Origin of the sequence: Bartonella vinsonii subsp. arupensis OK-94-513 (genome assembly GCF_000278235.1) — a bacterium.
GTDB classification, from domain to species: Bacteria; Pseudomonadota; Alphaproteobacteria; order Rhizobiales; family Rhizobiaceae; genus Bartonella; species Bartonella arupensis.
The window spans coordinates 798021-813567 of the sequence record NZ_JH725037.1 but is presented as its reverse complement, the minus strand read 5'-3'; the positions used below and the strand labels follow the sequence as shown (position 1 = coordinate 813567).

The window sequence follows — 15547 nt, the reverse complement described above, 5'->3', positions numbered from 1 at the left end:
AACGAATCCTACTTGGAATTAAAAAAATCCATCTGGATTAATAGTAGACTGTAGCGGATCATACATATTTGATTGTTGACTTAAAACTTTTGATGAAGCGTCATTATGTTGCAATACCACCACGCGCGCGCCAGCAGGAACACGATCATAAAGATCAATGATATCTTGATTAAGCAAACGAATACATCCGCTTGAAATAGCACGACCAATTGACCATGACTCATGTGAACCATGAATGCGGAAAAGTGTATCCTGCCCATTTTTGAAAAGGTAAAGTGCTCGTGCCCCCAATGGATTATCAGGTCCTGGTGGCATTCCTTTCCCCAAATGACCATAACGTTCTGGCTCTCGCGCCATCATTGCTGCCGTAGGAGCCCAATTTGGCCACCGGCGCTTGCGCTGCACAACCCCCTCACCTTCAAAAGCTAGTCCTTCCTTACCAACCCCAATACCGTAACGCAAAGCTCTTCCATTTTCACCAATAAGGTAAAGAAAACACTCCTGAGTATCTATAACCAATGTCCCAGGTGGATAAGACGTATAATAAAGCACCTCTTGACGCCAAAATTTTGGATCAATAGTTGAAAGATCGATAGCAGGTAATAAGTAAGGCTCATTGGTTACAGGTCCATACAAAGCCAGCATTTCTGCTGGAATATATCGAACTTGTTGAGAAGGAGCAAACGACATATCTGAATGACGTGTAGCACATCCAATTAAAGCCAAAGGTACTGCAATTAAAAAAGCATGACGAGATAACACTCTTATATTTTCTCCAATTAATTCTTTATGCAGATTGGCATACTATGAAAAACTTAGCGTATTATTAACGTTAATTTTAAAATCCCTTATTATGAGAGAGAGGGTCTTTAAACATGATAAAAAAAGCAAAATCTCTTTTTAACATAGACTTTTTTCTTCTCTACAGCAACAGGAGACTATGACTCTTCTTAAAATGTGCTATAAAAACACCTTATCTTGACAAAAAAATCAATAGCAATCTCGATCATAAAATTAATAGAAAAGAAGACAATCATGGGTTTTAAATGCGGTATTGTGGGATTACCTAATGTTGGTAAATCAACTCTTTTTAATGCATTGACAAAAACAGCTACAGCACAAGCTGCCAATTATCCTTTTTGTACAATCGAACCCAATACCGGTGAAGTCGCTGTTCCAGATTTACGAATGGAAAAAATTGCATCTATCGCTGGTTCAAAAGAAATTATTCCCACACGCATCAGTTTTGTTGATATTGCTGGACTCGTACGTGGTGCTTCAAAAGGTGAAGGTTTAGGTAATAAATTTTTAGCCAATATCCGTGAAGTAGACGCAATTGTCCACGTTTTACGCTGCTTCCAAGATGATGATATTACCCATGTAGAAGGACGCATTGATCCTGTTTCTGATGCCACAACTGTTGAAACAGAACTTATGCTTGCAGATCTTGAAAGTCTTGAGCGACGAATCGTACAAATTCGTAAACGTGCAACCGGAAAAGATAAAGAAGCTCTCACAATTCTGCCCATGATGGAAGCAGCATTAAATCTATTGCAGAAAGGAAGCCCTGTCCGATTACTCCTTAAAGAAATTTCTTCCGATGAACGTCGCATTCTTGATAATTTGAATCTGTTAACCTCAAAACCCGTACTTTATGTATGCAATGTGAGCGAAAATGACGCTGCTCACGGAAATAATTTTACAAAAATGGTTGAAAAAATGGCAACAGAGCAAAATGCTCAAAGCATTATTATTTCTGCTGCTATCGAAGCTGAGATCACCCAACTTAATGATGTAGAAGCTTCCGAATATCTTCATGCTCTAGAGCTCTTTGAACCGAGTCTCAATCGCCTCATTCGCGCTGGCTACTCTTTGCTTGACCTCATTACTTATTTCACCTGTGGACCTAAAGAAACACGAGCATGGACAATTACGCGTGGTACTAAAGCTCCCCAAGCAGCTGGTGTTATCCATTCAGACTTTGAACGTGGCTTTATTCGTGCCCAAACTATCAGCTACGATGATTATATTGCTCTAGGTGGAGAAAACGGTGCAAAAGAAGCGGGCAAAGCCCGTGATGAAGGAAAAGAATACATTGTACAAGACGGCGATATCATGTTGTTTAAGCATAATACTTAAACCCCACCTTGTCTCAATATTTCCATCTTAAATGATTATAACAATTTCATAGGGAAAGCTGTTGTATGACTATAAAAAACAGTGCCATCATATATTATGGTAGCACTGTTCTCTTGTTAGGGAATGAAAATACAAAGTTAGCGCGTCCAACGTCCTTCATACTTAAATGTTGGAGCTTCCTTTAAAGAATCCTTTGTTGCATTGGTAATAAGCTTCCATTTGCCATAATCATTGATCATCTGGATTGTTTCTGGAGAAATAACCACATAACTCTCTCCTAAACCAAGGAAACCACCAACAGCAATAACAAATCCTGCAATGTTATTTTCACGCAAGATAATATCTTTTACTTCGCCAATATTTTCATTTTCTATATTGTATATATTCGCACCAATAAGGCTTGAAGCAACAAAATCCGTTGCTAAAGGTGTAACATAACGCACAGACATATCTGACCCCACCTGTACGATACCCGTCGAAGAAATCATTTCAGATTCAGAAGGTACTGCAAAAGACTGAGCATACGCACTAGAAGCCATCAAAACCGACATAAGAGTAGCACATACAATTTTCTTCATGTTTAACATCTCCGTTTTCATTTTGCTTTTATTTTTATAAAACTCAATGCATCATAAAAAGATTTGTTCCCTCCGCTCTTTCAAGATCAGTATCTCTAGCCTTTTCTTCTTTCAGTCTTTCGTCTTTTCTCCCAATTTTTCTTCTAAACCACGCCAGATTCGGACTTTTAAAATATAAATAAGCCCTCCAAAAATGATTAAAAATAAAATAACACGAAAACCCGTTTTTTTCCGAACTTCCATATGGGGATCAGCAGCCCACATTAAAAAAGCAGAGACATCACGCGCATAATGTTCAACCGTTTCAGGTGTTCCATCCTCATAAGAAACAACACCATCACTCAATGCAGGAGCCATAGCTAAAGAAGTCCCTGCAATAAAATAAGGATTATACCAATAACCCTCAGCAATTTTTGTGTTCTCTGGCGCCTTTTGATATCCTGTTAAAAGAGCTGTAATATAATCTGGACCAGCAGTATTATAATGATTCAGCATATCGAAGATAACAGCAGGAAATGGCAAAGATATGGCACGTGCACGTGCCATGAGTGATAAATCTGGAGGATAAGCACCATGAAGAATAAATCTTGCTTCTTCTTCATTAACAAAGGGAGAAGGAAAACTATCTGTTGCAACACCAGCGCGTTTAAAAAATTTTCCTTCTCGATTAGGGCCATCGCTCACTTCATATTGTTTAGCAAAATCTTGAATCTGTTGCTGATCATAGCCTAGTGCCTTTAAATCACGAAAAGCCACATATTTCAGCCCATGGCAACTGGAACAAACCTGTTTATAAACCTTTAACCCACGCCGCAGCTGTGCCTTATCATAAAGCCCAAATGGTCCTGAAAAACTCCATTCTTGTTTTTTAGGAACCTGTAAGGGAAAAGAAATAAACTCTTCTTCTTTATCAGAGGTATGGTTAGCAACACTCTGAAAAGAAAAGCTTATCACTGCAAGAAAAATCAAACCAATAAAAGCATTCACCATAACTTATTTTTTTTCTGTTTCAGATCTTCAGTAATTGAAGAAGGAAGAGAACGCTCCTTTTCAAAAGTCGGTAGAACTGGCAAAACAATTAAAAAGAATATAAAATAATAAGCCGTGGCCAATTGCGTCCATAAAAGAGTGTTGTCACTGATTTCTCTTGACCCAAGCCAACCAAGAAAAACGACATCAATAATGAATGCCCAAAAGAAAATCTTATAAACAGGCCTATATCTTGCGGAGCATATTTTAGAGCGATCTAACCATGGAACAAAAATCAAAACGAAAACTGAGCCAGCTAATATCACAACGCCCAAAAAAGTTGATGAAAAAGCACCAATATTAAAAGTGATAGCACGCAGCATCGCATAAAAAGGTAAAAAATACCACTCTGGCACTACACGAAGAGGAGCCCTTAAAGGATCAGCAACACTATAATTTTCAGCCTGTCCCATATAATCGGGCATATAAAACAAAAACCAAGAAAAAAAGATTAAAAAAACAATAATGGCAAAAATATCTTTGATAAGCGCATAAGGTGCAAAAGGAACAATTTCCTTCTCTGATTGTATTGCAAGACCGGTTGGATTACCCTGTCCAACTTGGTGAAGTGCCCAAATATGCAGCCCCACTAGAAAAAGCAAAACAAATGACAAAAAATAATGAAAAACATAAAAACGGTTCAACGTCGGTTGTCCTACGCTATAACCACCAAGAAGTGCCTCATGTAGCCCCGTTCCTACCAAAGGAATAGCTTTTACAAGTCCAGCAACCACTGAAGCCGCAGAAACAGACATCATCCCCCAAACCAGCACATAACCAAAAAATGCTGTTGCCATCATGACTATATAGATACAAATGCCTGTAACCCAAACCATTTCTCGCATATTCTTATAAGAACCATAATAAAGTCCACGTGCTAAATGGATATAAACAGCAATAAAAAAGAACGAAGATCCTACACAATGCCATGGACGAAAAAGCCAACCAAACTGCCCCTCACGCCTAAATCGTTCACCAGTTTCAAAAGCCAAATGAACATCTGGCACATAATGCAGTGCCAAGACAATACCGGTCAAAAGTTGTGATAAAAGCATAACGGTCAAAATACCGCCAAATGTATAAAAATAATTAAGATTACGGGGAACAGGAAAAATAACAAATGCATTGTAAAAAAAACGGGGAATAGGTAAACGCTTATCAAACCAACGGGCAACAGCATTTTTAGGAACATAGGGAGAAAATTTGGGCATCCTCTTATCCTATTTTCAGCAAAGTATCAGAAAGGAATTGATAAGGTGGAATAGCTAAATTACGGTTAGCTGGCCCTGAGCGTACTCTTCCAGCTGTATCGTAAACAGATCCATGACATGGACACAACCACCCTCCAAATTTCCCTGATTGCCCAAGTGTTACACAACCTAGATGCGTACAAAGATTAATAATAATAAGCCAATTCTCACGCCCTTTCCCTGCTGAACGCGCGAAATCCGTCGCGTCTTCTTCACTTTCAAGATTAGGGTTGCGCGCTTGACGATCTCTCAGAATACTCAATTCAGTAGCACGCGCTTCAGCAATTTCTTTTGCAGTGCGGTTGCGGATAACGACAGGCTGTCCCCGCCACTTAACCGTCACCGACATACCCTCTTCAATTCCCGAAAGATCCACCTCAACAGAAGAAGATGCCAAAACAGCCTCATCTGGAGACAGCTGACGAATAAAAGGCCATGCAACGGCACCCAATCCAACTGCCCCTGTAAGACCTGTTACCAAAAACAGAAAATCGCGCCTTGTTTGCTCACTCATTACCTTAACTAAAGAGCTCTTTCTCCAAAATATTCTTTTACTACACCCTCCTTCATTGCACAATCCCTGATCATTCAGTTCTCTGAATCATGAAAAAATTCCCCCAAAAAAACTTCCTACCATTTTTGTGTTCTGCCTTCTCTCATAAAGAACTTTATGTCGCTCACTCCCCAAAATGGTGCCTCCTCTCCCCTATTTCTTATGCTTTCCGACTTCACCCTCCTCAAATATAAGAGAATATCATCAAATATATTCTCTACTATCACTTATTTTGAAAACCAAAAATCTTTTAACTCAAGCAACGTTTCAACCATCCATTCTCAACCCAAAAGTCTTTGTTCATAGAAAACGATTACAAACCCCTTTCACAACCAAACCTCTACAAACAAGACTTAAATTTTGCATTCAATGTAATGCCTCGTCGAAAGCATAGAGTTTAGGCTTCCATTGGTACTGGTAAAGAAAAATGCTTATTTTAAATCGCTATTCCCCCACACGTTATTTTAATTACAATAGAGTTCTTGCTCTCATAAGCATTCTCCCCATGCAATAAAGTTGCACAAATAAAATAGTTCTGAATACTTTTTAAAGAGAACGCGTTCTTCTAATAAATTATCATTTGTATCGAAACGCATTAATTCCTGTCATCTTTCATTGATGACATTCTGTGCATCTCATAATAAACTTTGGAGCGTAACTTTTCCCTACAATCCAGAATAAAATGGTTGTGAAAAGCAAAAACTCCGCGCTTCTCAATTATATTTTTCGAATAAGCAACACAGCTTCTTTACAAACATAAAGAAAAAATCATACCATAGAGCATATGACACTTCACATTGCTCTTTTTCAACCTGATATTGCTGGTAACACAGGAACAATTTTGCGTCTTAGCGCCTGTTTTGGTTTACATGTACATATTATTGAACCAGCAGGCTTTAATCTGTCGGACCGCAACCTTAAGCGCGCGGGGTTGGACTATCTTGAATACGCTTCGCTAGAAAGACACATGGATTGGCAACATTTTATGCACACCATGAAATGCTGTAACCGTCGTCTTTTGCTTTTAAGCACAAAAGCACAAACATGCTATACGCAAATATGCTACCAAAAAAATGATGTTTTACTTTTTGGTCGTGAATCAGCAGGGGTTCCCGATTATGTTCATGAAGCTGTTGATGTCGCATTGAAAATTCCCATGCAACCCCATACGCGCTCTTTAAATTTGGCAATGAGTGTAGCTATGACGACAGGAGAAGCACTTCGCCAAATTGGTTATTATGAAAAAAGAGAAACTTTATAAAAAAGACAAAAATCCTATTAAAGAATTCAATCTATTGATAGAAATGCCAATGCTCTGCATATAAGAAAGAGTTTTTAAAAGAGTGAAATCATCATATTTTTAGAATTTGAGAATAGCATTAAAATCTTACACTTCTCAATGATGCTTCTAGAATAAGTGACTGAACGCCTTTATAAACCATCAGGAAAACTACGAAGAGTTCAATAAACTTAGAGTTTGCAATACTTCATCGCACCATTTCCACTACCAATAATCAAGATACTATAAATACCCCTCCTATAAAAATGACAAAAGCTTTTTTATAAAAGTCTATATTACACATTAATTTTTTCTAACAATGCATTACGATCCATTAAAAATCCACTTTCAATCCATATCATCTCTAGTTCTTTAAGCTTTTTTCCTAAAAGCACTCCTTTAGACAAACCTTTCTCCATCAAATCCTTGCCATTAATAGGAAAAGTAGGAACCTGCCATTTTTGAGCAAGATGATAAAGCCTTGTATAATTTTCTGCTTTTCGCAAAGCCTCCTCTCTTTCCTGAGCATCCACATGTGCTGCTGCCATATGCAAGGATAATTGATCCAAAACTGGCTGACGACCATGAAAATAAATTAGTTTTTTCACCTCCCCCTCTGAACAGTTTTGGTGAATTATTTTTAACTCTGCCCATTCCTTTAATCGCGTTGTTTCCTTATGAGAAAAACGCAAACGCTGTGCCATTTCATGAAGACGTATAGGATCAGGAGGAAGAAGACTTTCCAATCGTAACAATGGATCGATTTTCCAGCCAAGAGCCTTCTCTGCTTTTACCAATGAGTGAATTGCATCAATGCCCCATTTTTCTGTTTCCGGAAAAATGCGTGTTAAAACTCCACTTTGCCGCATCCATAAAAGAGCACGTGTTGGATCTGAAGCAGCGAGAAGTTTTTTCATCTCAGCCCAAATACGCTCAGAGGAAAGTTTTTGTAGACCCTCTTTTAAACTAACACATGCTTTTAATCCTTGCACATCGGGGCGTCCGGCTCCATACCAAGCAAAAAAGCGAAAAAACCGCAAAATACGTAAATAATCTTCGCGAATACGATTTTCTGCAATACCGATAAAACGTACTGTTCGGCTGGCAATATCATTCAAGCCTCCAACATCATCATAAAGACAGCCAGCAGCATCACAATAAAGTGCATTAATCGTAAAATCCCGCCGTTCAGCATCTTTTTGCCAATCACGACCGAATGCCACTTTTGCATGACGACCATCCGTTTCAATATCACAGCGAAGCGTTGTTACCTCATAAGAACATGAAGGAGAGACGACTGTTACTGTACCAAATGCAATCCCTGTAGGAATGGCCTTAAATCCTGCTTCTTCTACACGCATTATAATCTGTTGTGGCAAACAGGTTGTCGCAATATCAATATCACTAATAGGTTGCCCTAACAGCTGATTGCGTACAGCGCCTCCAACAATACGGGCCTCTTCATCACCCAAAGATAAAACACGAAGAAGTGTTTGGATGTCACTATGCTGCAACCATTCTACTTGTTTGAAATTTTGTCTTCTATTCACCCTTTAGCCTTTCAAAAATTGCTTTCATTGCTTTAAACAGATACTCTCATGAGAATTTTCTAAGAGAGTCTTCAACATACCTGTTTATTCCCCCAAAAAATGCTCTGTATATGAGAATATGAAAAAACAACATATTACACTTCTTTTCTTCTCATTTTCTGCTACAAATTATAAAATATTCATTATCATGCAGAAAAAATTACCGATTTTGCGACAAACGCCTTAAGGAAGCAATATGAACCAACGTGATACATCAACCAATTCTCTTAAAAAGGCCAATATCAAGGATGAAGCCCAAGCGATCATTGAAGATATTGATGCAGCACATAAAGAATTGAACATTCTACAACAGGAAATTGACAAAGTCATTTTTGGGCAAAATCATGTAATTGAATATGCTTTAACAGCTATTTTTGCTGGTGGACACGCTCTGCTTGTTGGTGCTCCAGGACTTGCTAAAACACGTCTTGTCCAAACATTGGCAACAGTATTGGGACTTGATGAAAAACGCATTCAATTTACCCCAGATTTAATGCCTTCAGACATTATCGGTTCTGAGATTATGGATTCGGATAAAAGCGGTAAACGTTCTTTCCGCTACGTTAAAGGTCCTATTTTTACCCAACTTCTTATGGCTGATGAAATTAATCGTGCCTCTCCTCGAACACAATCCGCTCTTTTACAAGCCATGCAAGAATACCATGTCACCGTTGCTGGTACTCGTTACGATTTGCCACAACCTTTTCATGTGCTTGCAACGCAAAATCCTCTTGAACAGGAAGGAACCTATCCCCTTCCGGAAGCACAATTAGATCGCTTTTTGATGAAAATTGATATTGATTATCCTGATCTAACAACAGAACGTCGTATTATTTTAGAAACAACAAAAGAAAAAAACCAAAATGCAAAACCAATTTTGTCAACAGAAAAACTACAAAAAATTCAAAAAATCGTTCGTAAAATGCCCCTCTCAGAAAATGTTGTAGAAGCCATTTTAAAGATTGTCCGTTTGGCCCGCCCTCATAAAGAAAACACTCTTGCAAATACTTATGTGACTTGGGGGCCTGGCCCACGTGCATCACAAGCACTTTCACTTTGTGTGCGTGCACGTGCACTTTATTATGGGCGTTTAGCACCTTCACTTGATGATGTTAAAGCATTGGCTTATCCCGTATTACAACACCGCATGGCACTTAATTTTTCTGCACACGCAGAAGACATCACCGTAAAAGATATTATTAATAATCTCATGAAAGACGTTCTCTAAATGGCTATTGGCAAAAAAGTTTCCCCAAAGCCTCCCATATCACTTGCTGCTAAACTGCATGAAGATGTTGCAAAAATGCCGTCTTTTCTTCTACAAGCACGTCGGATTGCAAATACACTCATCACTGGATGGCATGGACAACGTAAACGGGGAAACGGGGAAAATTTTTGGCAATTTCGACCTTATGTTGAAGGAGAATCTATTACACGCATTGACTGGCGTCGCTCCGCACGTGATGAACATACTTACCTACGCGAAAATGAATGGCAAGTAACACAGACAGTTTGGCTTTGTCCTGATCAAAGTGCCTCTATGCATTACTGTTCACGCTTTTCTAAAATCCCTAAGGGAGATTATGCCATCATTCTTACCCTCATCTTGGCATCACTGCTTACACATAGCGGCGAACATATAGCTATCCCTAACCTCATGCCTCCCACAAGAGCATCCAATGTATTAGAACGCATGGCACTAGCTTTAGCAAATCATCAAAGTGAAAATCCATTTGCAAATTTTTCAACTCTTACGCGTTTTTCACACGCCATTATAATAAGTGACTTTCTCGATCATCCTGAAAAAATCATCGAACATTTAACCCTTTTATCCACAAAACAGGTCACGGCTCATTTAATTGAAATTGCTGATCCTGCAGAAGAAAACTTTCCCTACACAGGCCGTACAGAATTTTTTGATCCTGAAACAAAAGAAAAGCATATTTTCGGCAAAGCAGAGAATCTTCGTAAACACTATCGCAAGCTATATCAAGCAAGACGACAAGAATTAGCAAACTTTTGCACACGCCAAGGATGGACTTATCACGTGAGTGAAACAAATCAACCCTTCACAGAGGCCATTTTGTATCTTGCAAACAAAATGGGGAGCTCTCCATCTCACTCTAGGAGGTTGCCTTGAGTTTTTCTGCTCCCTTGCTTTTACTAGGACTTTTATTTTTACCCGTCATTTGGTGGTTGTTACGGATAACACCTCCATCCCCGCATAAAGAACCCTTTCCTCCTTTGCGCTTTCTACCAAAACCAACGCATCAACAGGAAAACGCAAAACATACACCTTGGTGGTTACTGTTATTACGCTTAATCATAGCTGCGCTCATTATCATCGCTTTGGCACGCCCCACTTGGAATCAAAAACCAATTATACTTTCTGGCTCTCAACCACTTGCACTCATTATTGATAACGGATGGGCATCAGTGAAAGAATGGAAAAAACGCCTTTCTATTGCCGAAGTCCTCCTTACACAAGCAGAAAGACAGCAAAAAGATATTTATTTTCTTGCCACAGCTGAAAATGACACCTCCAATATAGGTCCCCTTCCTGCAAAAACCATAAAACAACATTTAATGCATTTGCAACCTCGTCCTTGGCCTGTCAATCGTACGGATGCATTAAAAAAACTGATTGAAAGAACCAAAGGAAAACCTCTTGATATTGCATATTTAAGTGATGGGTTACAAACAAATGAAAATGATAAAACTTTTGCACTGATTGAACAATTAAAACCCAAAACATTTTTATGGTACTTATCTGATATTTCTGATTTAACTGCCATAACAGCCATAGAAAACAACAATGGAAATATGGTAGCGCGTATCATCCGTTCAACAACATACGGCAAGGCTCCCGTCACACTGAACCTTTACGATGCAAACAATCAACTTCTTGGTCATTTTACAAAAGACTTCCCTGAAGGAGAAACAACGACGCTTGTTCCTTTTAATGTACCACTTGAACTGCGCAATGACATTGCTTGGATAAAAATTAACAACCAAAACCATGCTGCTGCTACCTTCTTAGTGGACAGCCATAATAAAATGAGTCGCGTTGCTCTCCTTTCACCCAATACCAGTGAAATGGCACAACCTTTGCTTTCTCCATTTTACTATATTATCAAAGCGTTACAAGGCACTACACAGCTTATAACAGCTGGAGGAAGAGAACTTTCAACTGATCTTGATCATTTACTCAAACAAAATCCTTCTGCTATCATTATAGGTGACATTGTAAACATGTCAGAAAAAGCAGAAAAAAAGCTGTCTGATTTTGTCAATGAAGGGGGAACACTCATCCGCTTTGCAGGAGAAAATCTGAGTACGGCAGAACACTATGATAGTCTGCTTCCGGTACCACTGCGTCAGGGTCAACGTTCACTTGGCAGTATTATGTCTTGGACGAAACCACAAAAACTTGCACCATTTGCAAAAAATAGCTTATTCTTTGATCTTCCTTTTCCAGAAGGAGTCACTGTCTCACGCCAAATTTTAGCAGAACCAAGCCAAGATCTTTTTGAAAAAACGTGGCTCAGTCTTTCTGATGGTACCCCCCTCATTACAGCGGCTAAACGTAGCAAAGGAACACTCATTCTTATTCACGTTGCTCCCGACCCCACATGGTCAAACCTTCCACTTTCTGGTTTTTTTGCACAAATGTTGCAAAAACTGATCACATTGAGTGCCTATCAAAATACAAATCCAACACACATAAAAAAAGAAACAACAATACAAAACCCTTGGCGAACAATAACCACTGATGGACAATTACAAATGCCTCCCTCTTCTGTTGTTCCACTAGTCCTTGATACCCAAAATCCACCCCGTCCCTCCTATCGTACTCCACCTGGACTTTACGGTGCAAAAAATAATTTTTATGCGCTTAACCTCCTCAACGATTCATCACACTTGATGAAACAATCATCGCTTTCCTCCTCCTTAAGTAAGAGTCCTTTATCTTACGATACAAAAGAAAAGCATCTTATTGGTCCACTTTTAGGATTAGCTATCTTATTATTTGCTTTTGATAATTTTCTCATTTTATGGATGGGGGGTGCTTTTTTCCTTAACCGCCAGCGCAATGTGCTTCTTTTCCTCCCCCTTGCAATAGGTTTCATTGCCTTTTTTCTCCATGACTCAAGAGTTTATGCACAAGGTATAGAAAATCATAATGAAGACATAATTCAAGCAGCTGGCACAACGCATCTTGCTTACGTTGTCACACATAATCACGAAATTGATACAACGAGCAAGAGTGGCCTAGAAGCACTCAGTCAATTTATCGCAGAACGTACAATGCTCTCGCCCAGCTCAGTGAAAGCACTTGATCTCGATAAAGATGAACTTGCCTTCTATCCTCTCATTTATTGGCCCATTGATGAGAACAGTCCTCTCCCAACACAAAAGAGCCTTGAAAAAATAAATAGCTTTATGAAACACGGAGGCACAATTTTATTTGACACGCGCGATCAGATAAAGAGCAACCTTAATCTTGAAGGCGCAGCAACCCCAGCCACACAAAGACTACGGATCATTTTAAAGGGATTAAATATTCCAGCCATTGAACCAGCATCAACAGATCATGTTGTTGCACGCTCTTTTTATATTATGCCAGATTTTCCCGGTCTCTATCGTGGTTCCCCTTTGTGGGTTGAATCATCATCAACCAACAAAAAAGAAAAAAATTCTCTCGGCTTCGGTGATAATGTAAGTTCTCTCCTGATTACCGCAAATAATTTTGCTGGTGCTTGGGCCTTAGATGAAAAAGGCATGTGGAAATACCCCCTTATTCCCAATGACCCAATACAACGCCTATGGGCATTTCGTGCAGGATTAAATATTGTTATCTACGTGCTTACAGGAAACTATAAAGCTGACCAAGTTCATGTTCCAGCACTCTTAGAACGTTTTAAAAGAGAAAGAAGGCAATGATATCATTTTTCACTTTTCAGCCTTTTTTGCCTCTCTCTTGGATTCTCTTCTTAGGGGGAATATCTGCCCTTTTTGTCATTATTGGTCTCATTACACAGCGTAAAGGATCTTTATTACGCCTCATGGCACTGGCGTCACTCATCCTTGCTTTGCTGAATCCAATGATTATAAAAGAGCAGCGTGAACCACTTAAAAGCACGGTAGGCATTGTCATTGATCGCAGCAAAAGCCAAACATTTGCTACACGCACAAACGATACTGATAAAGCACGCGCGCAATTAACCAATACCTTATCGCATTATCCACAATTTGAACCACGCTTTATTGAAGCTGGAAAACTTGCCGATCATCAATATGCACCCTCAACAGATTTATTTCATGCTTTAACACAAGCACTCTCTGACGTCCCACCGTCACGTTATGCAGGAACAATTTTGATCACCGATGGACAAGTACATGACATTCCTCAAATTTCAGACCTTCATCATAAAGCGCCTGTCAATGCTCTTATAACAGGGAGAGCAGATGAATTTGACCGCCAAATCAAAATCATTTCTCCTCCTCGCTTTGCCCTTGTCAATAAACCACAAATGCTCTCCATCTTGGTAGAAGATAAAGGGCACCCTCAAGAATCCCTACCAACGCAAGCAAATGTTACTGTAAGTGTCAATGGACAAGAAGTTGGCCACTATTCTGTAACCCCTGGTATTATTTTTCAAACTGAAATCACTCTTCCCCATGCTGAAAAAAATATCATTCAAGTTGCTACTGATGTGCATAAAGGTGAATTAAGCTTTGAAAACAACCGCGCCGTAGCAATTATTGAAGGAATCAGAGAAAACTTACGTGTCCTTCTTATCTCAGGCGCGCCTTACAATGGTGAACGGACATGGCGTGATCTTTTGAAAGGTGACTCCAATATTGATCTTATTCATTTTACTATCTTGCGTCCCCCCAACAAAGCAGACAATACACCAGCAAGCCAATTGTCACTTGTGATCTTTCCCACAAGAAAGCTTTTTGTCGAAGAGATTGATAATTTTGATCTCGTCATTCTTGATGGTTACCAGCATTCTAGCGTTCTCCCATTAATCTATTATGATTATATTGCTCAATATGTCCAAAAGGGTGGTGCTTTGCTGATAGTAACCGGACCCGAATTTACCAAAGAAAACTCGCTGGCGAAAACACCTTTAATCAGTGTCCTACCTGCATTACCGGATGGTGTTATTCTTCAAAAGCCTTTTCGCCCTCAATTAACCAAAGAGGGTGAACGTCATCCCGTTACAAGAGATCTTGCAACCCCTGCTTATCCAGCTTCTCAATGGGGACAATGGCTACGACAAATCGCCATTCAAAATCCACACAAAGGCACTGCTCTCATGAAAGGTGCTGACGAACAACCACTCTTACTTCTTTCCCATGTTGGTAAAGGGCGTGTAGGCATGCTACTTTCCGATGAAAGCTGGCTTTGGGCAAGAGGTTTCGAAGGTGGCGGCCCTTATGCAGCGCTTTATCGCCGCATTGCTCATTGGCTTATGAAAGAACCGGAACTTGAAGAGGAAAAATTAACTGCTACCAGCAACCATAATCATTTAACGATTCGTCGCCAAACACTCAAAGATCAACCAGAACAAGCCGAAATAACTTTTCCTTCTGGAAAAAAAGAAAATATCATTCTTACAAAAGAGCAGGAAGGCGTCTTTACAGCGGCTATTAATACTGATGAAATAGGGATTTTTACCATCCAAAACGGTGATTTAACAGCACTTTCTTCTGTAGGGATCGTTGATAATCTCGAATTGTTTGATTTAATTTCAACGACAGAAAAACTCACTCCCATCAGTAAAAACACGGGGGGATATACCATGCGTTTACACAACAAAGAAAAAGATGACTTTTATCTTCCTCCACTTAAAGTTATTCAATCGCAAACAGACCGAATATCTTCTCTTACTCATTCAATTGTTCTGAAAGACGCAACAGAAAGCCGTTTAATCGATCGTTTCTATTTTGCGATCTTTTCTGGTTTTTTTGCGCTCATTTGTTGTCTTCTACTCTTGAACAGCATGTGGTATCGTGAAAGCCGTTAAGAAACCTTGAGAATTTATGCCACCCTTGTTAGAATACAGCGTATCTTACAAAAAATTATACCCTGATAAGATAAAGAATAACGTAGTGCATGA

General features: G+C 39.3%; 12 protein-coding genes. 6 read left to right on the top strand and 6 right to left on the bottom strand.

Features of this window, described 5'->3' with window-relative positions; translation table 11 throughout:
* Positions 1–18: 18 nt before the first annotated feature.
* A complete protein-coding gene (locus tag ME1_RS03515) occupies positions 19–762 on the bottom strand; it encodes a L,D-transpeptidase (RefSeq protein ID WP_004863291.1) in 744 nt (247 codons plus the stop codon).
* Between the two features lie 273 nt (positions 763–1035).
* Here ME1_RS03515 and ychF point away from each other — a divergent pair, with 273 nt between their 5' ends.
* Positions 1036–2139: a redox-regulated ATPase YchF gene (ychF, locus tag ME1_RS03510; RefSeq protein ID WP_004863287.1), complete on the top strand. Its 1104-nt coding sequence runs from the start codon at positions 1036–1038 to the stop codon at positions 2137–2139.
* A 137-nt stretch (positions 2140–2276) separates the two neighbouring features.
* Here the strand turns inward: ychF and ME1_RS03505 are convergent, their stop codons facing one another.
* The 4 genes from ME1_RS03505 to petA form a co-directional block, all read right to left on the bottom strand.
* Positions 2277–2717, bottom strand: coding sequence for a PRC-barrel domain-containing protein (locus ME1_RS03505; protein WP_004863285.1), 441 nt, complete (start codon positions 2715–2717; stop codon positions 2277–2279).
* Between the two features lie 111 nt (positions 2718–2828).
* Entirely contained in the window at positions 2829–3707 is an 879-nt protein-coding gene (locus tag ME1_RS03500; protein WP_004863283.1) for a cytochrome c1, read from the bottom strand.
* Positions 3701–4957: a cytochrome b gene (locus tag ME1_RS03495; RefSeq protein WP_004863276.1), complete on the bottom strand. Its 1257-nt coding sequence runs from the start codon at positions 4955–4957 to the stop codon at positions 3701–3703. Before ME1_RS03495 ends, ME1_RS03500 begins: the two co-directional genes overlap by 7 nt.
* Positions 4958–4961: 4 nt before the next feature.
* Entirely contained in the window at positions 4962–5510 is a 549-nt protein-coding gene (gene petA, locus ME1_RS03490) for a ubiquinol-cytochrome c reductase iron-sulfur subunit (protein WP_004863273.1), read from the bottom strand.
* An 823-nt stretch (positions 5511–6333) separates the two neighbouring features.
* Here petA and ME1_RS03485 point away from each other — a divergent pair.
* On the top strand, positions 6334–6810 hold the full coding sequence (locus ME1_RS03485) for a tRNA (cytidine(34)-2'-O)-methyltransferase (protein ID WP_004863267.1): 477 nt from the start codon (positions 6334–6336) through the stop codon (positions 6808–6810).
* Positions 6811–7124: 314 nt separating this feature from the next.
* Here the strand turns inward: ME1_RS03485 and ME1_RS03480 are convergent, their stop codons facing one another.
* Complete coding sequence (locus ME1_RS03480) at positions 7125–8378, bottom strand: CCA tRNA nucleotidyltransferase (protein ID WP_004863265.1); 1254 nt, start codon at positions 8376–8378, stop codon at positions 7125–7127.
* Positions 8379–8613: 235 nt separating this feature from the next.
* Between ME1_RS03480 and ME1_RS03475 the strand changes: the two genes are divergently transcribed.
* From ME1_RS03475 to ME1_RS03460, 4 genes are read left to right on the top strand one after another with little or no spacing between them, the layout of a single operon-like run.
* Entirely contained in the window at positions 8614–9645 is a 1032-nt protein-coding gene (locus ME1_RS03475) for an AAA family ATPase (protein WP_004863263.1), read from the top strand.
* A complete protein-coding gene (locus tag ME1_RS03470; protein ID WP_004863261.1) occupies positions 9646–10557 on the top strand; it encodes a DUF58 domain-containing protein in 912 nt (303 codons plus the stop codon).
* Entirely contained in the window at positions 10554–13361 is a 2808-nt protein-coding gene (locus ME1_RS03465; RefSeq protein WP_004863258.1) for a DUF4159 domain-containing protein, read from the top strand. Before ME1_RS03470 ends, ME1_RS03465 begins: the two co-directional genes overlap by 4 nt.
* Positions 13358–15454, top strand: coding sequence for a hypothetical protein (locus ME1_RS03460; protein WP_004863256.1), 2097 nt, complete (start codon positions 13358–13360; stop codon positions 15452–15454). Before ME1_RS03465 ends, ME1_RS03460 begins: the two co-directional genes overlap by 4 nt.
* Positions 15455–15547: the final 93 nt, after the last annotated feature.